General features: G+C 70.3%; 21 protein-coding genes. 14 read left to right on the top strand and 7 right to left on the bottom strand.

The features are described from left to right. Positions 1-14: 14 nt before the first annotated feature. On the bottom strand, positions 15-929 hold the full coding sequence (locus tag ABN273_RS41600; RefSeq protein ID WP_349454923.1) for a carbohydrate ABC transporter permease: 915 nt from the start codon (positions 927-929) through the stop codon (positions 15-17). After that, complete coding sequence (locus ABN273_RS41595) at positions 926-1846, bottom strand: carbohydrate ABC transporter permease (RefSeq protein WP_349454922.1); 921 nt, start codon at positions 1844-1846, stop codon at positions 926-928. Before ABN273_RS41595 ends, ABN273_RS41600 begins: the two co-directional genes overlap by 4 nt. A gap of 364 nt (positions 1847-2210) precedes the next feature. On the opposite strand from ABN273_RS41595, the gene ABN273_RS41590 reads away from it, so the two are divergent. The 7 genes from ABN273_RS41590 (at position 2211) to ABN273_RS41560 (ending at position 11025) form a co-directional block, all read left to right on the top strand. Then, positions 2211-3200 (top strand): LacI family DNA-binding transcriptional regulator, encoded by a 990-nt coding sequence (locus ABN273_RS41590; RefSeq protein ID WP_349454921.1) that lies wholly within the window; start codon positions 2211-2213, stop codon positions 3198-3200. Between the two features lie 95 nt (positions 3201-3295). Beyond that, positions 3296-5329 (top strand): beta-galactosidase, encoded by a 2034-nt coding sequence (locus tag ABN273_RS41585; RefSeq protein ID WP_349454919.1) that lies wholly within the window; start codon positions 3296-3298, stop codon positions 5327-5329. A 209-nt stretch (positions 5330-5538) separates the two neighbouring features. Next, on the top strand, positions 5539-6771 hold the full coding sequence (locus ABN273_RS41580) for an ABC transporter substrate-binding protein (RefSeq protein ID WP_349454917.1): 1233 nt from the start codon (positions 5539-5541) through the stop codon (positions 6769-6771). 1 nt (position 6772) lies between these two features. Further along, entirely contained in the window at positions 6773-7714 is a 942-nt protein-coding gene (locus tag ABN273_RS41575; RefSeq protein ID WP_349454916.1) for a carbohydrate ABC transporter permease, read from the top strand. Then, positions 7711-8520 carry a carbohydrate ABC transporter permease gene (locus ABN273_RS41570; protein ID WP_349454915.1) on the top strand — a complete coding sequence of 270 codons (810 nt, stop codon included), beginning with the start codon at positions 7711-7713 and terminating at the stop codon, positions 8518-8520. The genes ABN273_RS41575 and ABN273_RS41570 overlap by 4 nt, the downstream gene beginning before the upstream one ends. Before the next feature lie 23 nt (positions 8521-8543). Next, the gene (locus ABN273_RS41565) at positions 8544-9557 is read left to right on the top strand and encodes a LacI family DNA-binding transcriptional regulator (RefSeq protein ID WP_349454914.1); all 1014 of its coding nucleotides are present in this window, start codon (positions 8544-8546) and stop codon (positions 9555-9557) included. Positions 9558-9711: 154 nt separating this feature from the next. Next, a complete protein-coding gene (locus tag ABN273_RS41560) occupies positions 9712-11025 on the top strand; it encodes an acyltransferase family protein (RefSeq protein ID WP_349454913.1) in 1314 nt (437 codons plus the stop codon). A gap of 12 nt (positions 11026-11037) precedes the next feature. Here ABN273_RS41560 and ABN273_RS41555 read toward each other — a convergent pair whose 3' ends face one another. Next, entirely contained in the window at positions 11038-11307 is a 270-nt protein-coding gene (locus tag ABN273_RS41555) for a hypothetical protein (protein WP_349454912.1), read from the bottom strand. Positions 11308-11431: 124 nt separating this feature from the next. Between ABN273_RS41555 and ABN273_RS41550 the strand changes: the two genes are divergently transcribed. Further along, positions 11432-11791 (top strand): hypothetical protein, encoded by a 360-nt coding sequence (locus ABN273_RS41550; RefSeq protein ID WP_349454910.1) that lies wholly within the window; start codon positions 11432-11434, stop codon positions 11789-11791. 54 nt (positions 11792-11845) lie between these two features. Here ABN273_RS41550 and ABN273_RS41545 read toward each other — a convergent pair whose 3' ends face one another. Then, positions 11846-13249, bottom strand: a complete 1404-nt coding sequence (locus ABN273_RS41545) for an alkaline phosphatase PhoX (RefSeq protein WP_349454909.1) — start codon at positions 13247-13249, stop codon at positions 11846-11848. A 201-nt stretch (positions 13250-13450) separates the two neighbouring features. Between ABN273_RS41545 and ABN273_RS41540 the strand changes: the two genes are divergently transcribed. Both ABN273_RS41540 and ABN273_RS41535 read left to right on the top strand, forming a co-directional pair. Continuing rightward, on the top strand, positions 13451-14230 hold the full coding sequence (locus ABN273_RS41540) for an enoyl-CoA hydratase-related protein (RefSeq protein WP_349454908.1): 780 nt from the start codon (positions 13451-13453) through the stop codon (positions 14228-14230). Between the two features lie 107 nt (positions 14231-14337). Further along, complete coding sequence (locus ABN273_RS41535) at positions 14338-14778, top strand: hypothetical protein (protein WP_349454907.1); 441 nt, start codon at positions 14338-14340, stop codon at positions 14776-14778. On the opposite strand, the gene ABN273_RS41530 is transcribed toward ABN273_RS41535, so the two are convergent. After that, the gene (locus ABN273_RS41530) at positions 14775-15098 is read right to left on the bottom strand and encodes a transposase (protein ID WP_349454906.1); all 324 of its coding nucleotides are present in this window, start codon (positions 15096-15098) and stop codon (positions 14775-14777) included. The genes ABN273_RS41535 and ABN273_RS41530 overlap by 4 nt on opposite strands. A 24-nt stretch (positions 15099-15122) precedes the next feature. On the opposite strand from ABN273_RS41530, the gene ABN273_RS41525 reads away from it, so the two are divergent. Continuing rightward, on the top strand, positions 15123-16439 hold the full coding sequence (locus ABN273_RS41525) for an RNA-guided endonuclease InsQ/TnpB family protein (RefSeq protein WP_349454905.1): 1317 nt from the start codon (positions 15123-15125) through the stop codon (positions 16437-16439). Positions 16440-16708: 269 nt separating this feature from the next. On the opposite strand, the gene ABN273_RS41520 is transcribed toward ABN273_RS41525, so the two are convergent. Further along, positions 16709-17422: an alpha/beta fold hydrolase gene (locus ABN273_RS41520; RefSeq protein WP_349454904.1), complete on the bottom strand. Its 714-nt coding sequence runs from the start codon at positions 17420-17422 to the stop codon at positions 16709-16711. Between the two features lie 307 nt (positions 17423-17729). Between ABN273_RS41520 and ABN273_RS41515 the strand changes: the two genes are divergently transcribed. Next, entirely contained in the window at positions 17730-19643 is a 1914-nt protein-coding gene (locus ABN273_RS41515; RefSeq protein ID WP_349454902.1) for an APC family permease, read from the top strand. Positions 19644-19655: 12 nt separating this feature from the next. On the opposite strand, the gene ABN273_RS41510 is transcribed toward ABN273_RS41515, so the two are convergent. After that, entirely contained in the window at positions 19656-20423 is a 768-nt protein-coding gene (locus ABN273_RS41510) for an alpha/beta hydrolase (protein WP_349454900.1), read from the bottom strand. A gap of 105 nt (positions 20424-20528) precedes the next feature. Here ABN273_RS41510 and ABN273_RS41505 point away from each other — a divergent pair, with 105 nt between their 5' ends. Continuing rightward, positions 20529-22316 (top strand): ABC transporter transmembrane domain-containing protein, encoded by a 1788-nt coding sequence (locus tag ABN273_RS41505; RefSeq protein ID WP_349454898.1) that lies wholly within the window; start codon positions 20529-20531, stop codon positions 22314-22316. Then, positions 22313-24070 (top strand): ABC transporter ATP-binding protein, encoded by a 1758-nt coding sequence (locus ABN273_RS41500; RefSeq protein ID WP_349454896.1) that lies wholly within the window; start codon positions 22313-22315, stop codon positions 24068-24070. The genes ABN273_RS41505 and ABN273_RS41500 overlap by 4 nt, the downstream gene beginning before the upstream one ends. Positions 24071-24154: the final 84 nt, after the last annotated feature.

Genomic DNA, 24154 nt, shown 5'->3' with positions numbered 1-24154 from the left:
CTCACTCACAGGGGTTACTGCTTGACGCTTCCGGTGGCCAGACCCGACTGCCAGAACCGCTGAAGCACCAGGAAGGCGACGATCAGCGGCACGATGGACAGCAGGCTGCCGGTCAGGATGAGCTGGTAGGTGGCGTCACCGGCGCCGGAGGTGCCGCTGTTGGCCTGGGCGTTCCACTGGTTGAGCCCGACGGTGAGCGGGAACCAGTCCGGCGTGTTCAGCACGATCAGCGGCAGGAAGTAGTTGTTCCACGTCGCGACCAGCGAGAAGAGCAGGACGGTGACGAAGCCCGGGGCGAGCAGCCGCAGCGCGATGGTCCGGAAGATCCGGAACTCGCCCGCCCCGTCGATGCGGGCCGACTCCAGGATCGAGTCGGGCACCGCGTCGGCCGCGTAGACCCGCATCAGGTAGAGGCCGAACGGGCTGCACAGCGCCGGGATGAGCACCGCCCACGGGGTGTCGACGATCCCGATGCGGCTGAACAGCAGGTATGTCGGCACCGCGAGGGCCGTGCCAGGGATGGAGATCCCGCCGAGCACCATCGCGAACAGCGCCTTGCGGCCGGGGAAGTCGTACTTCGCCAGGGCGTACCCGCCGATGGTGGCCAGCAGGGCGGCACCGCCCGCGCCCACCACGGAGTAGAGCACGGTGTTGCCGAACCAGCGCAGGAAGATGCCGTTCTGATAGCTCAGGGTGTCGCCGATGTTGGCGAACAGATGGAAGTCCCCGCCGAACCACAGCCCGAAGGTCGAGAACAGGTCCGCGCCGCTCTTGCTGGCGTTGGCCAGCAGCCAGAACAGCGGCAGGACCGCGTACGCGAACATCACCAGCATGATCACGGTGAGGGTGGGGCTCTTGCCCCGGCGGCGCCTGGCCGAGCGGGACCGGTGGGCGTCTACGGCGGGGCTCGCCTCCGCGACGGCCGTCACAGCGTCTTCTCCCTTCTCGCCGTGATGAGCTGCACCGCGTACGCCACGACGACGGTGACGAGGCCGAGCACCACGGCGACGGCGGCCGAGTAGTTGATCTGCTGGCCGTTGAACGCGAGGTTGTAGGCGTACATGTTGGGCGTGTAGCTCGTCGTGATCACCGCGGGTGCCAGCTTCTGGACGATGTTCGGCTCGTTGAAGAGCTGGAAGCTGCCGATGATCGAGAAGATCGTGGCCACGAGGAGCGCGGGGCGCAGGGCGGGCAGCTTGATGCTCCACGCGGTGCGGATGGCTCCCGCTCCGTCGATCTCGGCGGCCTCGTAGAGCTCCTCGGGTATGGCCCGCAGCGCGGCGTACAGGATGATCATGTTGTAGCCGACGTACTCCCAGGTCACCATGTTGCCGATGGAGCTCATCATCCAGGAGCGCGACAGCAGGTCGGGGAGTGCGACGCCGAGCGCGTCGCCGATCTGCCCGGCCAGGCCGAACTGGTCGCCGTACATGTAGCCCCACATGAGGGCCGCCACCACGGCCGGCACCGCGTACGGCATGAAGATCGTGATGCGGAACATGGCCGGCCAGCGCAGCCGGCCGCTGTCGATGGCGAGCGCGCATCCCAGGGCGAGGAGCAGCATGATCGGCACCTGCACGACCAGGAAGAGCGCCACGCGGAGCAGCCCGGCTCCGAACAGCGCGTCGCCGATGGCGCGGGTGTAGTTGGCCAGGCCGGCGAAGACCGTGCCGCCGATCAGGCGGTCCTGGAAGAAGCTGAGGTAGATGGCGTATGCCAGCGGCGCGACCACCGTGACCAGGAAGACCACGAAGAACGGCAGGAAGAAGGCGTAGCCGGCGACGCGCAGGCGCAGGAACGGCCAGGTGAGGCCGGGACGCCGGGCTCCGGCGGCCTGCACGGTCATCCCGTGCTCCTGTGCGATGTTCGCGCTGCCACGAAGACTGGCACTGAACTCTCCTTGTCGGGGCCTGGGCGGTCGCGGGAAACGCAGGCCCACCTGCGCCTGCTCGCCGCCGCGGTCACGATGATCGAATGTTTACGTAAACATAGAGAAGGTAGTCCCGTAGTCTGAACCGGCCGCCGGATCATGTCAACAGGTAAACCCTCGGTTAACATCCATGGCGATTTCGTCCCGTTTGGAGGTCTGCATTGACTAGTGGAGCATGTTTACGTAAACATCGGCCCAGAGCATCGGACGATCAGAGGTGACAGTGGACGGGGCGACACAGGAAACGCCGCCGGGGCGGCGCACGCGCAGGCGGCCGTCCATGGCCGATGTCGCCGCGCTGGCCGGGGTCTCCAGCCAGACCGTCTCCCGGGTGGTCAACAACCGGAGCAACGTGGAGGAGGAGACCCGCCAGCGCGTCCTGTCCGCCATGCGCATGCTCGGATACCGGCCCAACACCGCTGCGCGGGCCCTGGTCACCGGCCAGTTCCGGGCTCTGGGCCTGATCAGCTTCGGGCTCTCCAGCTTCGGCAACGCCCGCACCGTCGACGCCGTCACGAGAGCGGCGCAGCGGGCCGGCTACACCGTGAACATGATCGCCATCGAGTCGCAGACCGAGCTGGCCGTGCACAAGGCGTTCGACCAGCTCACGATGCAGGCGGTCGACGGCATCGTGCTCATCGAGGCGCAGATCCTCGACACGCCGGCGCTCCGCCTGCCGCCGGGCGTGCCGGTCGTGATGGCCGACGGCGACGTCAGCCACCGCCATCCCATGGTCGACACCGACCAGACCCTCGGCGCCCGGCTCGTCACCCGCCACCTGCTCGACCTCGGCCACGAAACGGTCTGGCACGTCGCCGGGCCCGAGGACTCCTATGCCGCCAAGCGCAGGACGGAGTCCTGGCACGCGACGCTCAAGGAGGCGGGGGCCGCGGTCCCCGGGGTGGTGTTCGGCGACTGGAGCGCCGCCAGCGGATACGAGGCGGGCCGCGTCCTGGCCCGGCGGTCCGGCGTGACGGCCGTCTTCGCCGCCAACGACCAGATGGCCCTCGGCGTGATGCGCGCGATGGTCGAGGCGGGCCGCCGCATCCCGGATGACGTCAGCATCGCCGGGTTCGACGACCTCGACGAGTCGGCCTACCTTTCCCCGCCGCTCACCACCGTCCGGCAGAACTTCGACGTGGTGGCGGAGCGGATCGTGTCGCTCATGATCGACCAGATCGAGGGCGGCCCCGCACCTTCCACCACCGCGTACGTCACCCCTGAGCTGATCGTCAGGCAGAGCACCGCCGCACCGCCACCCCGCCCGTGACCCCCTGTGACCCTCGCGACCAAAAGAAGGGAGGAGCGGCGCCTTCGCCTGCCGGAGCCGCCGCGCCGACGATGAAGGCCGTACCTCGTGATGACATGCCGGTCCAACGGCTCTGGCGCCGGCTCGGCGGCGTGGCCTTCGGCGGCGACTACAACCCCGAGCAGTGGCCGGCCGAGACCAGAGCCGAGGACATGCGCCTCATGGCCGAGGCCCGGGTGAACCTCGTCACCGTCGGGGTCTTCGGCTGGGCCCGCGTGGAGCCGGCCCGTGGAGCGTACGACTTCTCCCTCTTCGACCAGGTCCTGGATGACCTGCACGCGCACGGGATCACCGCCGACCTCGCCACCATGACGGCGTCGCCGCCGCCGTGGCTCGCCTACGAGCACCCCGAGATCCTGCCGGTCACCGCGGACGGCACCGTGCTGGGCCCCGGCGGGCGGCAGCACTTCTGCCCGTCCAGCCCGGTCTACAGGGAACGGGCCGCGCTGCTGGTGGAGCGGCTGGCCGAGCACTACCGCGGCCATCCGGCCCTGGGGCTGTGGCACATCGGCAACGAGTACGGCTGCCACATCCCCGCCTGCTACTGCGAGGTGTCGGCGGCCGATTTCCGCCGCTGGCTGCGGGAGCGGTACGGCGACGACATCGAGGCGCTGAACGACGCCTGGTCGACCGACTTCTGGTCGCAGCGCTACGCGTCCTTCGAGCACATCCAGCCGCCCCGCGTCGCGCCGACGTATCCCAACCCGGCCCAGCAGCTCGACTACACGCGCTTCAGCGACGAGGCGCTGCGCGGCTGCTTCGGCCTGGAGGCGGACATCCTGCGGCGCGTCACCCCCGAGGTGCCGATCACCACGAACTTCCTGGCCGGTCTCAAGGCCGTGGACGTCTTCGGCTGGGCGCCGGAGATGGACGTCGTGGCGGTCGACTGCTACCCCGACCCGCACGACGAGCGGCCGCATCTCTTCCCCGGCCTGGTGTTCGACACGATGCGCGGCGCCGGGGGAGGGGACCCGTGGATCCTGATGGAGCAGGCGCCGAGCGCGGTCAACTGGCGGGCCAGAAACGCGATCAAGCAGCCGGGCCGGATGCGGCTGTGGAGCTGGCAGGCGGTCGCGCAGGGCGCCGACGCGATCCTGTACTTCCAGTGGCGGCAGTCACGCGGCGGTGCCGAGAAGTTCCACTCGGGCATGGTGCCGCACGCGGGGGCCGACAGCAGGGTCTACCGCGAGATCGCGGCGCTCGGCCGGGAACTGGCCTCGGTTCCCGACCTGCCCGGCACGCGGGTCCGCAACCAGGTGGCGATCCTGCTCGACTGGAACAGCTGGTGGGCGCTCGAGCTCGACTCCCATCCGTCGGACGGCGTGCGCCAGCAGGACCGCCTGCTCGACCACTACGGTCCCCTGTTCGACCTCGGCGCCGGCGTGGACGTGGTGCCGCCGTCGGCCGACCTCACCGGCTACGCGCTCGTCGTCGTGCCGAACCTGTACCTCCTGTCGAGCGAGGACGCGCGGCGCGTCTCGTCGTACGTCTCCCATGGCGGCGCGCTGGTCGTCTCCTTCTTCAGCGGGATCGTCGACGAGCACGACCGGGTCCACCTCGGCGGATACCCCGCGCCGCTGCGAGAGGTCCTCGGCGTGCGGGTCGAGGAGTTCTGCCCGGCGGCCGAGCAGGAGACGTTCGCCGTGCGGGGGTGCGGGACGTTCCCGGACCTCGAGGGGGTGGCCGACCTGTGGCGCGAGGATCTGCGGCTCACCGGGGCCGAGCCCGAGCTCGTCTTCGACGCCCCCGACTGGGCCGGCCGCCCGGCCGTGACCCGGCACGAGTACGGCGAGGGAACCGCACGTTACCTCTCCACCCGGCTCGACGAGCCCACCATGCGGGCGGTGCTCGCGCGGGCGCTCGCCGAAGCGGGGGTGACCCCCGTCGTCGAGGGCCTGCCCCGGGGGGTTCAGGCGAGCGTGCGCGCCGGAGCCGGCCGTCGCTTCCTGATCCTGCTGAACCACACCGGCGACAAGCACGACATCACCCTCGGCGGCGAGTGGACCGACGCGCTCTCGGGTGAGGACGTCGACGCCGTCACCCTGCCACCCGCGGGCGTGGCCGTGCTGCGCGCGACCTCGCACGGGTAACGAGCCGCTCACAGGCGGGGTGAAGGTCCGGTAACACGTTCTTGACACCGCCCGATTTGTATCGATAAAAACTTGTATCGATAAACGCCGCGTGACCACCGTGAAGACGGCGATCTCGAACCGGTCAGTCCCGCGCGGGCCCTCATCCGCGCACCCATCCCCCCACGGTAAGAGCACCGAAGAGGTGAGAGATGTCCCCTCTCCAGAAAATGTCCCCTCGCTGGAAAGTCGCCACGGCGGCCGCGGTCGTCCTCCTGGCCGCAGCCACCGGATGCGGATCGGGAAGCGGCGACGGCGGCGGCAAGACCAAGCTGAGCTTCTTCTCCTGGGAGAGCGAGGAGACGATGAAGCCGCTCATCGAGGCCTTCGAGAAGCAGAACCCCAGCATCGACGTCGAGTTCTCGCACGCCCCGCCCGTGGCCGAGTACATCGCGGCGCTGCAGACCAGGCTCGTCTCGGGCACCGGGGCGGACGTGTTCGTGATCGCCGCGGAGAACAAGACCAACCTCGTTCAGGGCGGCTTCGTCAAGGACCTGACCGGTAAGCCGTTCATGGCGAACATGTCCAAGTTCAACACCGAGACCTGGTCCGTGGACGGCAAGGCCTACGGCATGTCGATCTCGTCGTGGTCCGCCGGCATCCTCTACAACAAGGACCTCCTCGCCAAGGCGGGCGTCACCGAGTTCCCCACGAAGTGGGACGACTTCATCGCGCTGTGCCAGAAGCTCAAGTCGGCGGGCATCACGCCGTACTACGAGTCGCTGATGGGCATGCCGCTCACCGCCGCGGCCCTGGTCGGCCATGAGAACGCGCGCCAGGGCGGCGACGTGGACGCCCAGATCTTCGCGGGCAAGAAGAAGTTCGGCGACCTGTGGAACGGGCCGCTGACGACCTTCAACCAGCTGTTCACCAGCGGCGTGCTGGGCAAGGACGTGGTCAGCCTGAAAGGCGAGCAGATCGTGGACGAGTTCGCCAACGGCCGCGTCGCGATGATCCCCGCGGGCCCGTGGGACGTGACCTCGCTGCGGGAGAAGGCGCCGAAGATGAACATGGTCTTCGCCGGGGTGCCCACTCCCGACGGCAAGCCGTTCTGGAGCGGCGCCGCCTCGCCCGGCTGGGCCATCAACGCCAAGACCGAGCACGAGAAGGAGGCCGAGGCGTTCCTGACGTATCTCGGCAGCAAGGAGGGCGTCACGCTGTTCAACAAGAAGACGGCCGCCATGACCACCACATCCGACGTCACCCCCGTGATCGACAAGGCGCTTGAGCCCAACCTCCAGGCGCTCAAGGACGGCAACTTCTACCTGCCGCAGGTCGCCTGGCCGCGGGTCCAGGACGCGCTCAACACCGAGGCCGTCGCCCAGCTCCAGCTGATGGTGCAGGGCCAGGCCAAGCCGGCGGACGTGGCCGCCGCGCTGGACAACCGGCTGGCGCAGGGCTGACATGACCGCGCTCGACAGAAGGGCGCCCGCGCTGACGGGCGCCCTGTCCTGGCTCACCTCGCCGAAGGCGCTCGAGGGGCTGCGACTGCAGGCGTTCCTGGTGCCGATCGGGATCGTGTTCGCGGTGCTGTTCGCGATCCCGCTGGCGCAGTCGCTCTACTTCAGCGTGACCGACTTCAACGGCTACTCGCTGGACGTCAACTTCGTCGGGCTGGAGAACTACCGCAAGATCTTCACCGACCCCTCCATGCTGGCCGGCCTGGGGTTCACGCTGGTGTTCGCGATCGGCACCACGGTGATCGTCACGGCGCTGGCGATCCCGCTGGCGGTGCTGCTCAACAAGCGCTTCTTCGGCCGGAACGTGGTGCGGGCCGTCTTCTTCTTCCCCGCCATCCCGAGCATCGCGATCCTCGGCCTGGTGTGGGGGTTCATCCTGTCGCCGCTCGGCTCGGGCGCGATCAACTGGACCCTCGACGCGATCGGCGGCCTCGGACCCGTGCCGTGGTTGTCGAACGGCGCCCTGGCTCAGCTGTCGGTCATCATGGTGGCCGTCTGGTCGTCCACCGGCTGGCACGCGATTCTCTACCTCGCGTACCTGCAGTCGATCCCCGGCGACTACTACGAGGCCGCGCGGGTGGACGGCGCCTCGCCCCGGCAGGCGTTCTTCCGGATCACGCTGCCGCTGCTCGCGCCCGCCGTCACCGTCAGCACGCTGCTGCTGATGACCGGCGGCCTGAAGGTCTACGACCTGCCCTACACCCTCACCAAGGGCGGGCCGGGGTACGCCACGTTCACCATCACCCAGTCGATCATCCAGAGCGGCATCGCGCAGGCCAAGTTCGGGCAGGCGTCGGCGCTCGCGGTGGTCTTCATGCTGGTCGTGGGCGCGATCGTGGCCGTCCAGCTGATCGTGTCACGCCGGGTCGAAGGGCGCCTGTCATGAGGAGGCCGCTGCTCAGCCTCGCGATGATCCTGGCCGCCGCCGTGGTGGGCGTGCCGTTCTACTACATCGTCGTCAACACGTTCAAGACGCGGCAGGAGACGTCGGCCTCGCCGCTCGCGCCGCCGACGAGCCTGTATCTCGACAACTACGTGCGGGTGTTCGAGAACACGCCGATCCTGCAGTCGTTCCTCAACACGCTGTACGTCACCGCCGTCTCCATCGTGATCATGCTGGTCATCGGGTCGATGGCGGCGTACGCGATGCTGCTGCGCAAGACCCTGGTCAACCGGGTCGCCGGCGTGCTGCTCGTGATCGCGTTCCTGGTGCCGGGGCAGGCCACGCTGATCCCGGTCTACCGGCTCCTCGTGGGACTGCGGCTGGTGGACAGCCTCGAAGGGCTCATCTTCCTGTACGCGGCCGGGTCGATCTTCTGCTACTTCCTCATCCAGGGTTACCTGCGGTCGCTGCCGATCTCGATCTTCGAGGCGGCGCGCATCGACGGTGCGGGGCCGTGGCAGATCTACTGGCGGATCGTGCTGCCGCTCATCCGGCCGATCCTCATCACGGTCGGCGTGTTCCAGACCATGTGGATCTGGAACGACTTCATCACGCCGAACGTGTTCATCAGCTCGCCCGACAAGCAGACCCTGGTCCTGCAGGTCTACAAGGCCGTCGGGGAGTACTCGGTGGACTGGCCGGCGTTCATGACGCTCAGCGTGATAGTGCTGATCCCCGTCGTGATCTTCTTCATCGCGATGCAGCGTCACATCGTCAACGGGCTCCTGCAGGGCAGTGTCAAGGGCTGAGGCCGTGAAAGGATGTCGGGGTGGTGACGATACAGGACGTGGCGAGAGCCGCCGGAGTCTCGGCCATGACCGTTTCCCACGTCATCAACGACCATCCGCACGTCAAGAGCGAGACGCGCGAGCGCGTGCTGCGGGCCATCGCCGACCTCGACTACCGGGTCAACGTGGCCGCGCGCAACCTGCGTACCGGGCGGACCGGCACCATCGGGCTGGCCGTGCCCGAGGTCGACCGGCCCTACTACGGGCAGCTGGCCGCCGAGATCATCATCGCGGCGGCCCGGCACAACCTCAAGGTGGCGATCGAGCAGACCGGCGCCTCGCGTGAGGGCGAGCTCGACGCGCTCGCCCTGTCGCGCAACCGGCTCTACGACGGGCTCATCCTCAGCACCGTCGGGCTCGGCCCCGCCGACACCGACCTGCTCAAGGTGGACTACCCGATCGTCATCCTGGGGGAGCGCATCTTCGACGGGCCCGTGGACCACGTGGCCATGCCCAATGTCGAAGGCGCCCGCGCCGCCACCGCCCACCTGATCGAGCGGGGCTGCCGCCGCATCGCGCTCATCGACGGCGGCGCCCAGGGCGACGAGGTCAACGTCTCCAGCCTGCGCTACACCGGCTACCGCCAGGCGCTCGAAGAGGCCGGCCTCGCCTTGGACCCGCGGCTCGTCGCCCCGACCGAGCAGTTCACGATGGCGGGCGGAGCCACCGCGGCGCGGCGCCTGGCCGACGGCGGGGCGGACTTCGACGGCGTGTTCTGCGTGACCGACACGGTGGCGATCGGCGTGCTGCGCGGGCTGGCCGACCGGGGGGTGCGCGTGCCCGACCAGGTGAAGGTCATCGGCTTCGACAACATCGCCGAAGGCGCCTACTCCGTGCCCTCCCTGTCGTCGATCGACCCCGACCACCCCCTCATGGCCGGCACGGCCGTCGACCTCCTGGTCAGCCGGCTGGCCCGCAAGGGCAAGCAGAAGCAGGTGGCGGTGCGCGAGTTCGTCAGCCGCTTCTCGGTCGTGGCCCGCGAGTCCACCGGCGGCTGATCGCCGGCCCGGCCTTGGACGAGGCCGAGCCCGGCCACACCTGGCAGACCACCGGCTTCGCCCCGTTCACCGTCCCCGCGCGGGCGTTGGGTGATAGGTCGGCTCCTCCCGGGTACTGGGTCCGGGGAAGTCGAGCTAGTCACGGGGGCGAAGGATGCGGCGGCTGGTCGAGCGTACGCCGGCGCATCGGGACCGCACTGTCGACCTGCTCCGTGCCATCGCGATCACGGCCGTGGTCGTCGGCCACTGGCTGGTGGTGCACGTGAGCTACGACGGGGGCCCGCGCGGCGGCAGCGTGCTGGAGCTCGTGCCGTGGACGCGCCCGCTGACCTGGCTGTTCCAGGTCATGCCGGTCTTCTTCCTGGTCGGCGGGTACGCCAACGCCGCCTCTCTCGCCGCCCACCGCGCCAGGGGCGGCGACGCCACCTGCTGGACGCTGCGCCGTACCGACCGGCTCATCCGGCCCACCACCGTGCTGCTGGCCGTGCTGGCGGCCTCGGCCCTGGCGGCGCAGGCCCTCGGCGCCGATCCGGGCCTGATCGGCATCGCGGTGTGGGTGGCCGGGATCCCGCTGTGGTTCCTGGTGGCCTATGTGGCCGTGGTGGCCCTCACCCCGCTCATGTACGCCCTGCACCGCCGCTACGGCCTGGCCGTGCCGATCGTGCTGACCGTGCTGGTCGGCCTCGGCGACGTGGCCCGGCTGGTGCTGCGGGCTCCCGCCCTGGGGGACGGCAACTTCCTGCTCGCCTGGCTGGCCGTGCATCAGCTGGGCTTCGCCTGGCAGGACGGGCGTCTGCCCGCCCGGCCCCGTGCCGGGTTGCCGCTGGCGTTCTCGGGGCTGGTGGCTCTGGTCGGGCTCACGGTGGTGGGCCCTTATCCGATCAGCATGGTCGGGATCCCGGGGGAGGGGATCCAGAACACCTCTCCACCCACGCTGGCGCTGCTGGCGCTGGCCGCGACGCAGACCGGGCTGGCGCTGTCGCTGCACGGCCCGGCCGGCCGGTGGCTGCGGCGGCCGCGTCCCTGGACCGTCGTCGTGGCGGTCAACTCGGTCGTCATGACGCTGTTCCTGTGGCACATGACCGCAGTCGTGCTCGGCGCGCTGGCCCTGTACCCGACCGGGCTGCTGCCGGCCCCGCCTCCGGGGACGCCCACGTGGCTGCTGCTGCGCCTGCCCTGGCTCGCCGCCCTGGCCCTGATCCTCGGCGTGCTGGTCATGGTGTTCGGTCCCGTCGAGCGGCGGGCCGGTCCCCGCCCCGGGCCGGGAGCGACGGCCGGGGCGACGGCTGGTGCTCTCACCGTCCTCGGCATCGCCGGCGTGGTGGCGGGGCTGCTCACCCTCGCGGTGACCGGCCCGCGAGGTCACGCTCTCTCCGGCCTGCCCATCGTGGCCTTGATCGTGTACTTCGCGGGCGCCGGCACCCTGCGTCTCATCCGGTGGCGGTACCGATCCTCCGGTGCAGCCTGAGCCTCAGCGGGATCAGCGTGCTCTGCGGGCCAGGGTGAGGTCGGTGGTGAAGGTCAGATCCACGCCGTCGCCCAGCAGGGCGGCGATCTCCCGCATCAGCTCCTCGCGGGCGTCCGGGTCCAGGATCCGGTAGGCGGAGATGGACCGGGCCCGGTGGCGCGTAGTCCAGCACGTCGGTGATGAGCTGGGCGGGATAGCCGGGTCTGGCCGACTCGTACTGCTCGACCGCCCCTCCGAACACCACGCTCCGCTCGCGGTCCACCGCCATCGGCTCCCCTTCATGGTCGGGCGGAGAGCTTATCCGATCATGCGCGGACCCGGCCCCGGGACCCCTCCCGGCCGATAGCCGGTAGAAAAGCCGCATCCCTGCGCCGATCTACGCGTAGCAGTCGAAGAAAGGCAGACCATGCACCGGAAGGCCATCACCGCCCTGACCCTCGCCGCCGCCCTGGTCGTGACGCCGGCCCTCGCCGCCACTCCGGCCGCGGCCGCGGCCAAGCCGAACCTGCGCGCGTGTTACGACGGGAAGTGCAAGTTCACCTTCACGAAGCCGGTGAAGTTCCGCGTCGCCAAGAAGTTCGGCCTCGACCGCTGGGTCCACGTCGCCAAGGAGTGGAGCGACTACGCCGGCCAGGACGTCGTCGTCGTGTGGAGCGGGGGCAGCACCGTCTCCGCCACAGAGGGCTTTTCTGGGGGCATCAACAAGCTCGACTTCCGTGTGCCGTCCATCACCGACCAGGGCGCCACCATCCGCTTCACCGGGTGACGCGGGGGCGCCCCCGGTACACGGGCGGCCGTGTACCGGGGGCAGCGGGGTTCCTCAGTCACCGTCCTTGTCGCGGCTCTTCCAGGGACCGGTGATGGCGAAGACGTACCCCGGCGACTGGATGCAGGCGAACAGGATGCTGCCGTCGGCGCTGAAGGTCGGGCCGGCGAACTCGCTGTCGTTGAGTTCGTTGCGCGCGAGCTGGTACGACCGGCCCCGATCGGTGACGCCCACCAGGTGCTGGATGCCCTCGCCGTCCTCGGCGAGGATCACCCCGCCGTACGGCGAGACCGTGATGTTGTCGGGGCCGTCGAAGTCCTTGTCCTGGGCAGGGTCGGGGTTGACGCCGAAGAGCACCTTGAGCGTGACCGTCTCGCTGCGCGGATCGTAGAACCACACCTGGCCGTCGTGCTCGTTCACGCTGCCGTCGGTGTGGCGGGCGTAGCTGGCCACGAAGTACGCGCCGCCGTCGCCCCACCAGGCGCCCTCCAGCTTGCGGCTGCGGGTGATCTGGTCGTCGGTGAACTGCTTGCGTATCGACGTGGTCTTCGCGTCAGGATCGGGCACCTCGACCCAGCGGACCTTGAACCGCGTGCCGGGCGCCGTCGCCTCCGACAGGTCGGCGATGTGCTTGTCGTCCTGGTAGCAGCTCATCGCCTCCAGCTTGCCCGCGGTGTCGCCGCCCTCGGACAGCGCCAGCGCGCGCAGCGCGCCCTTGCCGCCGCGGAACTTCCTCGGCGGCGTCCAGCGGTAGTACAGCCCGTTCGGGCCGCCGGCGTCCTCGGTCAGGTAGATCGCCGACGTGTCCGGATCGACCGCGACGGCCTCATGCGAGTAGCGGCCCAGGAACTTCAGCGGCACCGGGTCCTGGTTGGCCTCGCGGTCGAACGGGTCGACCTCGAACACGTACCCGTGGTCCTTCTGGAAGGCCCCGCCGGCCCGCTGCTCGGTCTCCTCACAGGTCAGCCAGGTGCTCCAGGGGGTCTTGCCGCCGGCGCAGTTGTTGTGTGTGCCGGCCAGGCTGACGTACTCGCGGATCCGCTCGCCCCGCGCGTCCACGTCGATGTTCGTGGTGCCGCCGCCGGCCCCCGGGTCGTAGGTCAGGCCGGGCAGCGCGGGCACCCGGTACGGCTCGCTGCCGCCGATCTCGTGGTTGTTGACCAGCGTGGCACCCCTGCCGTGCGGGAAGCTCGCGGTGCCGTCGGGGTCGCTCGGGGTCGGCTCGCCGCTCTCCAGCAGCGTGACTCCCGCCTGGGCGACGACCCGGTACGAGAACCCGGCGGGCAGGGACAGCACCCCGGCCGGATCGGCGACCAGCGGGCCGTAGCCGGCCGCGGGCCGCGCGGCGGCGAAGGCCGGAGGCCCGGAGATCGCCTCGAGGCTGCCGGTGAACGCGATGCCGAGGCTGCCCGCGGCGGCGTGGCCGAGGAAGGAACGACGGGAAACAGGTGAGGGCATGGGACATTGCCTCCAACGTGGGACGCTTTACACAAGCCGACCCAACGATGTCACGGAGAAGTCGATCGCGCCGCCCGTTGTCCGAATGGTGAATGCCGGATGAACAACCGGCACCGAGCTCCGCCGGCGGCGCAGGTGCGCCGACCTGATGCGGAGATCCGGCGACGGACGGCAGCCGATCACGTAGACAGGAGCAGCGTCTTGACCGAGGAACCACTGGCCATCACCACCGTTCAGGACGGGATCGCCCGGCTGACCCTGAACAACCCCCGGCGGAAGAACGCCATCACGCTGGAGATGGCGGCGCTCATCGGGGACTTCTGCGCGCTCGTGCACGACGACGACACCATCGGCGCCGTACTCGTCGACTCCGTGGGCGGCTACTTCTGCAGCGGCGCCGACACCCGCGACCTGGCCGTCTCCTCCACGGACCCGGCCGCGCCGGAGTCGGTCGAGCGGACCTCCGCCGTCTACGGCGCGTTCGTCCAGATCGGGCAGTTGCCGGTGCCCAGCGTGTCCCTGGTGACGGGTGGCGCGGTCGGGGCCGGGCTCAACCTCGCCCTGGCCACCGACCTGATGCTCGTCACCCCGGACGCGGTGCTCGACGGCGGGTTCGTGGCGCGCGGCATCCATCCGGGCGGTGGGCACCTGTCCCTGCTCGGCCGCGCGGCCGGATACCAGCACGCCATCGCGCTCGGCGCCCTGGGCACCGCGCTGTCCGGCGCCGAGGCGGTGCGTCGCGGCCTCGCCTGGGACCTCGCCGAACCGCACACCATGCTGGCCGCCGCCACCCGGCTCGTGGCCAAGGCCGCCGCGGACCCCCAGCTGGCCCGGCGGATCAAGAACAGCGCCACGCTCGAGCTCGCCCCGGCGGTCCCGTGGGCGGCGGCGGTGGAGATCGAGCGTGGCATGCAGATGTGGTCGCTTGCCCGCAAAGGCCGGCAGGGCTGGGACCGCAACCCACCCAAGCCCGCCGTTTGACGATGGAACCGCCGGCTGAGGATTGATCTCCGGTGCTCGGCGCGTAGCGTTACCCGGGCCTGGAAACGACGAACCCGTCGTATCCAGGCAAGGGAAGAGCAACCTCGATGAACCAGCACAGGCATGCCGCCGGCAGGCACCGCGACTTCGTGGAGACCCCCGACGGGGGCTACGCCACGTCGGAGGTGGGCCTGGCCGTGCTGGAGAACCCGCTCCTGAACAAGGACACGGCGTTCAGCCCGGAGGAGCGAGCGAGCCTGGCGCTGGACGGGCTGATCCCGCCGGTGGTCGAGACGCTCGAGGAGCAGGCCGGCCGCGCGTACGCGCAGTACGGCCACCAGCCCACGGACCTGGCCAAGAACGTCTTCCTGTCGGCCCTGCAGGACTGCAACGAGGTGCTGTTCTACCGGCTGCTCGGCGATCACCTGCGCGAGATGTTGCCCATCGTGTACGACCCCACGGTCGCCCAGGCGATCAAGAGCTACAGCCGCGAGTACCGCCGCCCGAGGGGCGTCTACCGAGATGTGGGCCAGTGCTCCCGTCTTTAGGTGCGGACGGTGGCCGGGTTCGCGTCGGCGGTGGAGCCGGCGTAGTGGGAGCAGGACCAGAGGTGGCCGTCCCACAGGTATTGGCGGACGTGGGTGTTGTACTCCTGGCGTAGATAGCGGGCGGAGACGCCATTGAATTCGGTCAGTTGGCATTCGTACTTGTCGCACACGTCTTTCATGATCTGTTCGCAGTGTTTCAGCATGGGCTCAGTGAAGACGTTGTGCCGATATTTCGTGAGGAACACCAAATGTGCGGTGAGCTCGTGGATGCAGTGGCGTCCTGTTCTGATGTGGGGGTTGAATTCCCATCTTGGTGACATGCACCAAAGGATAAGGTGGGGTTTGTGGGGCTGGAGAAACGGTCGCGTGCTCATGTGGCGTGCCTGGACCTGGACGCGCGGCAGAGCGTCGTGCTGGACGGTCAGGCGCACAACGCGCGCGTGCTGTGGAACCTGCTGCACGAGTTCTTCACTTTCCGCCAGGGTCGGTTCGCCTCGCTCAAGGACTGCGACGAAGCGATCCGGGCCGCCCGCAAAGAGATCGACTGGCTCAAAGATCTGCCCGCGCAGGCGGCGCAGGCCGTCTTGAAGACGTACCGGCAGGCGTGGGCGAACTTCTTCAACCCTGACCATCCGGCCGGGCGCCCCACGTTCAAGAGCCGCTTTCGCTCCCGGATGGCCGTGGACGTCCCTCAAGGGCGGGATCTGAACATCACCCGGATCAACCGGCGGTGGGGCGCGGTCAACATCCCCAAACTCGGCCGGGTCCGCTTTCGGTGGACCAAGGATCTGCCCGGCGTCACCCGGGGCGGCCCAGACGGGAAGATCACCGGGGCGCGGTTGGTGAAGGAGGCCACCGGGTGGCACATCGTGTTCCGTACCCAAACCAGCGAACCCGTGTCCGCCCCGCACCCGGGACCGGCAACCGCGATCGACCGGGGCATCGCCGTGCCGTTGGCCCTGGCCACCGGAGAGAAGATCCGCCACCGTAAACAGTGGCTGACCGGCGGAGAGCAGCAGCGCCTGCTCCGTCTGGAACGCAAAGCCGCCCGCCAGAAACGAGCGGCCAAACCCGGCTCACCCACCAGCAACCGGCTCAAACGAACCTACGACCAGATCGCCCGCCTGCGCGCAAAAGCCAAGCGCCGGGCCATCGACTGGCAGCACCAGACCACCGCGAAACTCACCGACCGGTTCAGCGTCATCGTGCTCGAAGACCTCAAGGTCAAGAACATGATGGCCTCCGCGTCAGGCACCATCGACGCGCCGGGCAGGAACGTCGCCCAAAAACGCGGCCTGAACCGCGCCATCGCCGGCCAGGCGTGGGGGCGCACCGCCGACTTCCTCACCTACAAGGCCACCGACAAAGGCGGGAAGGTCGCCTTCGTCCCGGCGCCGGGCACCAGCCAGGAATGCCACGCCTGCCACACGATCACCGAGGGGTCGCGCCAGACGCAGTCCCGGTTCGTGTGCAAGAACACAGCATGCGGGTGGATCGGCAACGCCGACGTCAACGCCGCCCGCACCCAGTTGTACCGGTACAACTCAGCCGCCGGACAGGCGGTCACTGGACGTGGAGACCCTGCACCACTGGGGCCGGTGAAGCGTCAAGCACCTCATGGCGGGACTATCCGCACCACCCCGCAAGGGGTGGCCGCGTAGCAGCCATGAGAATCCTCCCCATTCATTCATCATGGGGAGGAGCGCGTCAACTGTCCATCGACGACATCGGTCCGGCCCGAGGTGGATGCTCCCAAGGGCCAGCGGGTCCGCGAGCGTGATCACGATGACCATGCTCAGCGGCACAGCGATGAGTTTCGGGCTCGCCGGCCATGGCGGACATAGCAGCAGGCACGGGCGTCCTCTGGACGGACCGGACATCACTCCGAGCCCCCTTGGGCAGAGGGCTCGGAGTCATCCGTATGGTCCGATCAGGCGGGGCCGACGCTCGCCAGGATCGCCCGCCCGAGCTCCTCCGGCCGGGTGAGCTGCGGCCAGTGCCCCGTGGGCAGGTCGATGTAGTCGACGTCGCGGAGCTTCGCGAGCTCCCGCACGAACCCCACCCCCTGCTCCATCCACTCCCGGAGCGTCGCACTCGAGAACTCGCACGCGATGACGGTGGCGGGCACGTCGTAGCGACGCTCGTCGTCGGAGAGCCGCTGCTGATCGCTCGCGACGTGCTCGGGCGTCGGGATGGCGCGCTCGCGGAACGCCGCCCGCAGCTCGTCGTCGAGGTCGACCAGGTCTTCCGCCTCGAACAGCGACCAGTCGGGCAGCGGGACCTCGCCGTTCACGACGGGGAGCTCGTCGTTGATGACCCCGCCCTCCCCGAGGGGACCGCTGTCGACGTAAACGACGCGGGCGACACGGTCGGGACGCGCGTCGACCGCGGCGTAAGCGATCGCGCCGCCGCCGGAGTGCCCGACGAGCACGACCTTGCCGCCGGCCGGGTCGTACGAGTCGATCACCTCGACGACGGCGTCGACGTGGTCGCGCAAGGTGATCTTGGAGCGGTCGGCGTCCTTCGACTCCATGCCGGGCAACGTGAGCGCGCGCGTGCGATGCCCCGCCTCCGCCAGAGCGGGAACGACCTCGTCCCATGACGAGCCGTCAAGCCAGAACCCGGGGATCAGGATGATGTCCATCGTCAGAGGTTAGGGCAGGCCACCGACATTCTCCGGGGGACCGCTATTCCAGATCATGTCACGAAATTTCGCCCCAAAGCTATACAAAACGGATGAAAAGCCCTAGTCTCGACTTGCCCCAGTCAGGAAAAGTGACTGGGGCGCCAAATACGTGGGCGCCCCGGCCGTGAACGCACGGCCGGGGCGCCGTCCTGTAGGGGTCTCCGGGCTGCCTTCGACTTGTACCTTTTCTTGACTCCCTCATCAGGTCGATCACCCCGTCGCCGTGGAACGTGTGCCATGCGGTCTTGATGGAGGGGTGACCGTCATGGTGCTGGCGAAGCGGCCGGCTGCTACGGAAGGGACGCTGCGTTCCTGGCTGTTGCAGGGCCTGCAGACCGACCGCAGGCAGATCGAACACGGTCCCCATGTGAAGCACCCGTGGTGGCGGGTGATGTGCCTGACCGGCGTGGACTACTTCTCCACGCTGGGCTACCAGCCCGGCATCGCCGCGCTGGCGGCCGGGCTGCTGTCGCCGCTGGCCACGTTGTTCCTGGTGGCGCTCACGCTGCTGGGCGCGCTGCCGGTCTACCGGCGGGTGGCGGCCGAGAGCCCGTACGGGCAGGGCTCGATCGCGATGCTGGAGAAGCTGGCCCCGCACTGGTGGGGCAAGATCTTCGTACTGGTCCTGCTGGGCTTCGCGGCGACCGACTTCGTGATCACGATGACGTTGTCGGCGGCGGACGCGACCGCGCACATCCTGGAGAACCCGTTCGTGCCCGGCTTCCTGGACGGCCACCGGGTGCCGGTCACGCTCGTGCTGCTGGCGATGCTGGGCGGAGTGTTCCTCATGGGGTTCACCGAGGCCATCGGCATCGCCACGCTGCTCGTCTTCGCCTACCTCGGCCTGAACGCCGTCGTGGTGGCGGCCGCCGTCCTGCACGTCCTGGAGGACCCGCAGGCTGTCGTGAACTGGCGGCACGCGCTGAGCAGCGGTTTCAGCAGCCCGCTGGCCATGATCGGGCTGTCGCTGGTGGTCATGCCGAAGCTGGCGCTGGGCCTGTCCGGGTTCGAGACCGGTGTCGCGGTGATGCCGGTGATCAGGGGCGACATGCAGGAGCGGATCAAGAGCGCCAGGCGGCTGCTCACGACCGCCGCGCTGATCATGAGCGTGTTCCTGATCTGCTCCAGCTTCGTCACCACCGTGCTCATCCCGCCGCAGGAGTTCCGGGACGGCGGCAAGGCGAGCGGGCGGGCGCTGGCCTACCTGGCCCACGGCTACCTGGGCAACTGGTTCGGCACCGTGTACGACATCGCCACGATCGCCATTCTCTGGTTCGCCGGGGCCTCGGCGATGGCCGGGCTGATCAACCTCGTGCCGCGCTACCTGCCCCGGTACGGCATGGCGCCGGAGTGGACGGGCGCGGTGCGGCCCCTGGTGCTGGTGTTCTCGGTGATCGCGTTCGGCATCACGATCATCTTCCGTGCCGACGTGAACGCCCAGGGCGGCGCGTACGCCACCGGCGTGCTGGTGCTCATCCTCTCGGCCGCGGTCGCCGTGGCGCTGGCGGCCGGGCGGGCGGGCCGGCACCGGGCGACCATCGGGTACGCGGTCATCGCGGTCGTCCTGGCCTACACCCTGGTGGACAACGTCATCGAGCGGCCGGACGGCGTCAAGATCGCCTCTTTCTTCATCGGGACCATCATCGCCACGTCGTTGATCTCCCGGGCGACCCGCTCGACGGAGCTGCGGGTCACCGAGGTGCACCTCGACGCGCTGGCCGAGCAGTTCGTCAACGAGGTGGCCTGCGGCGAGATCCATGTGATCGCCAACGAGCCGCACAAACGCGATCAGAGCGAGTACAACGAGAAACTGCGCGAGACCTGGTTCACCCACCGGCTGCGCCCAGCTGAGCCGGTGCTCTTCGTGGAGGTCACGGTGCCGGACGCCTCGGAGTTCGAGACGGAGGTGCACGCCGAGGGCGAGGAGCGGTACGGCCACAAGATCCTTAAGATCGAGAGCTCGGCCGTGGCCAACGCGCTGGCCGCGCTGCTGCTGCATCTGCGGGACAGGACCGGCTCGGTGCCGCACATCTACTTCCACTGGACCGAGGGCAACCCCGTGGTCGCCATGCTGCGCTACCTGGTCTTCGGCGGCGGCGACGTACCGGCGCTGACCAGGGAGGTCCTGCGCCAGGCCGAGCCGGACCAGGAGCGCAGGCCGCACGTCCACGTCGGCTGAACCGCCGCGGAATCACCAGCCCCGGCCGCGGAGGAAGGCGGCGCAGCGGCTGGTCCAGTCGCCGACGACGGGGTCGTCCTCGGCCAGCCCCAGCCCGTGCCTGCCGCTGGGATAGACGTGGACCTCCAGGGGCACCTGGTGGCGGGCGAGCGCCTGAGCCAGCTGGAAGGTGTTCTCGACGGGGACCCCCGCGTCGTCGGCGGTGTGCCACAGGAACATGGGCGGCGTCGCCGCGCCGGCCCGGTGGGCGAGCGACAGCTCGGCGCGTACGGACTCGGGCGCGTCCGCGCCGAGCAGGTTGGCGGCGGAGCCCCGGTGCGCGGCCGCTCCGGTGAGGTCGGTGACGGGGTAGCAGAGCACGGCCAGCCCGGGGCGCGGGTCGGCCTGGTCGACGGCGTCGTGCGGGCCCTCCGGCAGCACGGGGCCCGCCTCGGTGGCGAGGAGCCCGGCCAGGTGTCCGCCCGCCGAGAAGCCGAGCACCCCGACGCGGGCGGGGTCCACGCCGTTCGACGCGGCGTGATGCCTGACCCAGCGCACGGCCCTGGCGGCGTCCAGCAGAGGCAGCGGATGGCGGTGCGGCGCGATCCGGTAGCGCAGGACGAACGCCGCGATGCCCAGCGAGTTGAGCCACCGCGCCACCGGAGCCCCTTCGTGGTCGGCGAGGTGGTGGTAGCCCCCGCCGGGAAAGACCACGACCGCGGGGGCAGGGCGCTCACTCTGTACGGGGAAAGCGGTGATGGTCGCCTCACCGGTCGTGGGCCACAGGGGGTGCTCGCTCATGCCGCGCCTTTCACGTTGTCCGACGACGGATGTTAGCGGGCGGGGGCATTCCGCGTCCGCACCCCCTGCCAGGGCCTGAGGCGGCCGGGGCTTAGGGTCGGGGACATGACAGAACGGACGACCATGGACCCTGGGACTCCCGACTGTCGCAGTGCCGGACGGTACCTGTGGTGGCTGGTCACGAGCCAGCGCGGCAGGATCGCCGTCGGCGCGATCCTGGGCAGCGCCTGGATGGTCTGCCTGACGCTGCCGCCGTACGTCCTGTCGCGCGCCATCGACGACGGGCTGACGCCAGGACGCTGGGACGCGCTGGCCGGTTGGGTCGGCGCGGTGCTGAGCATCGGGGTGCTGAACGCCTGGCTGGCCATCATGCGCCACCGCACGATGACCAGGGTCCGGATGGACGCCGCCTTCCGTACCGCACAGGTCGTGGTCCTGCAGGCGACGCGGCTGGGCGCGGCGCTGTCGCGCAAGGTCACGGCAGGAGAGGTGGTCACGATCGGGTTCGGCGACGCCGGCGTGATCGCCCACGCGCTGACCATCACCGGCCCCGGCGTCGGCGCGGTCCTCGCCTACGTCGTCGTGGCCGCGCTGCTGCTGGCCGTCTCGCCGCTGCTCGCCGCGGTGGTGCTGCTCGGCGTGCCGCTGCTGGCGGTGCTGCTCGGCCCGCTGATGGGGCGGCTGCGCGGCGCCGAGACGGTGTACCGGGCACGGCAGGGGGAGCTGGCCGCCCGGTTCGGGGACATCGCCGCGGGGCTGCGGGTCCTGAACGGCATCGGCGGCAAGGACGTGTACGCCGAACGCTACCGGCGCGGCTCCCGCGAGCTCCAGGAGAAGGGCTACCAGGTAGGGTCCGTGACCAGCTGGATCCAGGCACTGGGAGTCGGCCTGCCCACACTGTTCCTCGGCGCGGTGACCTGGCTGGCGGCCCGGATGGCGGCGCAAGGGGACATCACCGCCGGTGAACTGGTGGCGGTCTACGGCTACGCCGCGGTGCTGGTGGTGCCGGTCTCGTTCTTCATCGAGGGCAGCTACGGCCTCAGCCGGGGCCTCGTCGCCGCCCGCAGGGTCGTCCGTCTCCTGACGTTGGAACCCGACGTCACAGGCGGGGACGCGTGTCTGGACGCGCCCGCCTCGCCGTCGGTGCTGCGCGATCCCGCCTCCGGCGTCGAGATCGCGCCAGGCGAGCTGACCGCGCTGGTCAGCGCCCGGCCGGGGGAGTCCGCGGCGGTGCTCGACCGGCTCGGCGGGTTCACCGCGTCCGCCGCCACCTGGGGCGCGGTCCGCCTCGGCGACGTCGACCGGGCGCGGTTACGTGAGCGCATCCTGGTGGCGGACAACGAGGCGGACCTGTTCGCCGGGCCGCTGCGCGACGTCATCGCGGGCAGCCGGGACCCGGACGAGCAGGCCGTCGAGCGGGCGGTCCACGCGGCCATGGCCGAGGACGTCGTACGCGGGCTGCCGGACGGGCTGGACTCGGCCATCGACCCTCAGGGCCGCAACCTGTCCGGCGGGCAGCGCCAGCGCGTACGCCTGGCCCGGGCGCTGCTGGCCGACCCCGAGATCCTGCTGGCGGCCGAGCCCACCTCGGCCGTGGACGCCCACACCGAGGCCACCATCGCGGCCCGCCTGCGTGCCGCGCGCGAGGGCCGCGCCACGGCGGTCACCACGACCTCGCCGCTCATGCTGGACCAGGCCGACACGGTGTACTACCTGGTGGACGGGTCCGTCGCGGCTGCGGGCAGCCACCGCGACCTGCTGCGCGAACACCCCGGCTACCGCCTGCTGGTGTCCCGCGACGCCGACGACGACGCCGACGACGGGTCCGACGACGGGGCTGATGACGGGTCCGACGGAGGGGCCGGGACGGGGCTCGAGGAGGCCGTCCGATGACCGACCTGTCCGGGGCCGGCCCCCTGCCCGTCGCCGAGCCCTCCCGGGTCCGCCGGGCCGCGCTCCGGCTGATCCGCCGCGACGGCCGCGCCTTCGCCGCCATGATCGCCCTCAACGCGCTGGCCGCCGGCGCGGGACTGGTCGGCCCGTGGCTGCTCGGCCGTATCGTCGACGAGGTCAAGGCCGGCGCGGGTGTCGGCACCGTGGACCGGCTGGCCCTCGCCATCCTCGCCTTCGCCCTGGCCCAGCTCCTGCTGTCGCGCTACGCGAGCTACCTCGGCCACCGTTTCGGCGAGCGTACGCTGGCCCGCATCCGCGAGCAGTTCACCGACCGCGCTCTCGCCCTGCCCACCTCGGTGATCGAGCGCGCCGGCACGGGCGACCTGACCACCCGCGGCACCACGGACGTGGCGCAGGTCGGCGCCATGCTGCGGGACGCCGGTCCCGAGATCCTCATCGCCGCGGTCCAGGCCGCGTTCATCCTGGGTGCGGTCTTCGCCCTCGACCCGCTGCTGGGCGCCTGCGGCGTGCTCGGGCTCGTGGGCATCTGGTTCGCCGCCCGCTGGTACCTGCGCCGCGCGGTCACCGCGTACCTGGATGAGGGGGCGGCCAACTCGGCCCTCGCCGAGCAGCTCGCCGCCGCCACCACCGGCGCCCGCACCATCGAGGCGCTCCGGCTCGAGCACCGCCGCGTCGCGACCTGCCGGCAGGCCATCGACGAGTGCCGCGGCACCCGCACCCGCACCCTGTTCCTGCGCAGCGTGCTCTTCCCGATCGTGGACGTCTCCTACGTCATCCCCGTGGCCGGCGTTCTGCTGGTCGGCGGCGTCATGACGCAGGGCGGCGCCATCACCCTGGGAACGGTCGTCGCCTCGGCCCTCTACCTGCGGCAACTGTCCCAGCCGCTGGACACCATCCTCTTCCACCTGGAGAACCTGCAGAGCAGCAGCGCCTCGTTCGCCCGGGTCGAGGGCATCGCCCTGGCCTCGCAGGAGGAGCCGGCCACCGCCTCCGCTTCCGTGCCGGCCGATGACCGGCTCGAAGTCGCCGGCGCGCACTACGCCTACGACGGCGGCCCCGACGTGTTGCGCGGGGTGGACCTGACCGTCCAGCCCGGCGAACGGCTGGCGATCGTCGGACCTTCGGGCGCCGGCAAGACCACGCTGGGCAGGCTTCTGGCAGGCGTGGACAGGCCCCGGGCCGGCACCGTGACCGTGGGCGGCGTGCCCGTCGCCGACCTCGACCCCGACCGGCTGCGCGAGCGTGTCATCCTCGTCACCCAGGAGCACCACGTCTTCCTCGGCACGGTACGGGACAACCTCCGCATCGCCGCCCCCTCCGCCACCGACGCCGACCTGCACGCGGCCCTCACCGCCGTCGGCGCCGACTGGGTCGGCGACCTCCCGGACGGCCTGGACACCGACCTGGGCCCCGGCGGCCACCGCCTGGACGGGGCGCAGACCCAGCAGGTGGCCCTGGCCCGCGTGGTCCTCGCCGACCCCCACACGCTGATCCTCGACGAGGCCACCGCGCTGCTGGACCCGAGGACCGCCCGCCATACCGAGCGGGCCCTGGCCGCCGTCCTCGCTGACCGGACCGTCATCGCCATCGCCCACCGCCTGCAGACCGCCCATGACGCCGACCGGGTCGCGGTCATGCAGGACGGCCGGCTCACCGAGCTCGGGACGCACGATGACCTCGTCGAGGCGGGCGGCACGTACGCCGCCCTCTGGCGTTCGTGGCACGGCGAGTGAGGGCGCGAGGTGGCGCCGACCGCACCGAGGCGATCATCCGCGCCCGCGACGCGGGACTCGCCCGTGACCCCGATACTGGGCAGA

Source organism: Nonomuraea sp. B19D2, from assembly GCF_040137845.1.
In the GTDB taxonomy this organism is placed as follows: Bacteria; Actinomycetota; Actinomycetes; order Streptosporangiales; family Streptosporangiaceae; genus Nonomuraea.
Note: the sequence above shows the minus strand (reverse complement) of the source record. Positions and strands in the feature narration are given on the sequence as shown.

Bases quoted from the DNA above. Each gene is read 5' to 3' on its own strand.
- ABN273_RS41595 (WP_349454922.1), bottom strand. From the start codon at position 1,846: ATGACCGTGCAGGCCGCCGGAGCCCGGCGTCCCGGCCTCACCTGGCCG.
- ABN273_RS41590 (WP_349454921.1), top strand. From the start codon at position 2,211: ATGGCCGATGTCGCCGCGCTGGCCGGGGTCTCCAGCCAGACCGTCTCC.
- ABN273_RS41585 (WP_349454919.1), top strand. From the start codon at position 3,296: ATGCCGGTCCAACGGCTCTGGCGCCGGCTCGGCGGCGTGGCCTTCGGC.
- ABN273_RS41580 (WP_349454917.1), top strand. From the start codon at position 5,539: ATGTCCCCTCGCTGGAAAGTCGCCACGGCGGCCGCGGTCGTCCTCCTG.
- ABN273_RS41575 (WP_349454916.1), top strand. From the start codon at position 6,773: ATGACCGCGCTCGACAGAAGGGCGCCCGCGCTGACGGGCGCCCTGTCC.
- ABN273_RS41570 (WP_349454915.1), top strand. From the start codon at position 7,711: ATGAGGAGGCCGCTGCTCAGCCTCGCGATGATCCTGGCCGCCGCCGTG.
- ABN273_RS41560 (WP_349454913.1), top strand. From the start codon at position 9,712: ATGCGGCGGCTGGTCGAGCGTACGCCGGCGCATCGGGACCGCACTGTC.
- ABN273_RS41555 (WP_349454912.1), bottom strand. From the start codon at position 11,307: ATGAAGGGGAGCCGATGGCGGTGGACCGCGAGCGGAGCGTGGTGTTCG.
- ABN273_RS41550 (WP_349454910.1), top strand. From the start codon at position 11,432: ATGCACCGGAAGGCCATCACCGCCCTGACCCTCGCCGCCGCCCTGGTC.
- ABN273_RS41545 (WP_349454909.1), bottom strand. From the start codon at position 13,249: ATGCCCTCACCTGTTTCCCGTCGTTCCTTCCTCGGCCACGCCGCCGCG.
- ABN273_RS41535 (WP_349454907.1), top strand. From the start codon at position 14,338: ATGAACCAGCACAGGCATGCCGCCGGCAGGCACCGCGACTTCGTGGAG.
- ABN273_RS41530 (WP_349454906.1), bottom strand. From the start codon at position 15,098: ATGTCACCAAGATGGGAATTCAACCCCCACATCAGAACAGGACGCCAC.
- ABN273_RS41520 (WP_349454904.1), bottom strand. From the start codon at position 17,422: ATGGACATCATCCTGATCCCCGGGTTCTGGCTTGACGGCTCGTCATGG.
- ABN273_RS41515 (WP_349454902.1), top strand. From the start codon at position 17,730: ATGGTGCTGGCGAAGCGGCCGGCTGCTACGGAAGGGACGCTGCGTTCC.
- ABN273_RS41510 (WP_349454900.1), bottom strand. From the start codon at position 20,423: ATGAGCGAGCACCCCCTGTGGCCCACGACCGGTGAGGCGACCATCACC.
- ABN273_RS41505 (WP_349454898.1), top strand. From the start codon at position 20,529: ATGACAGAACGGACGACCATGGACCCTGGGACTCCCGACTGTCGCAGT.
- ABN273_RS41500 (WP_349454896.1), top strand. From the start codon at position 22,313: ATGACCGACCTGTCCGGGGCCGGCCCCCTGCCCGTCGCCGAGCCCTCC.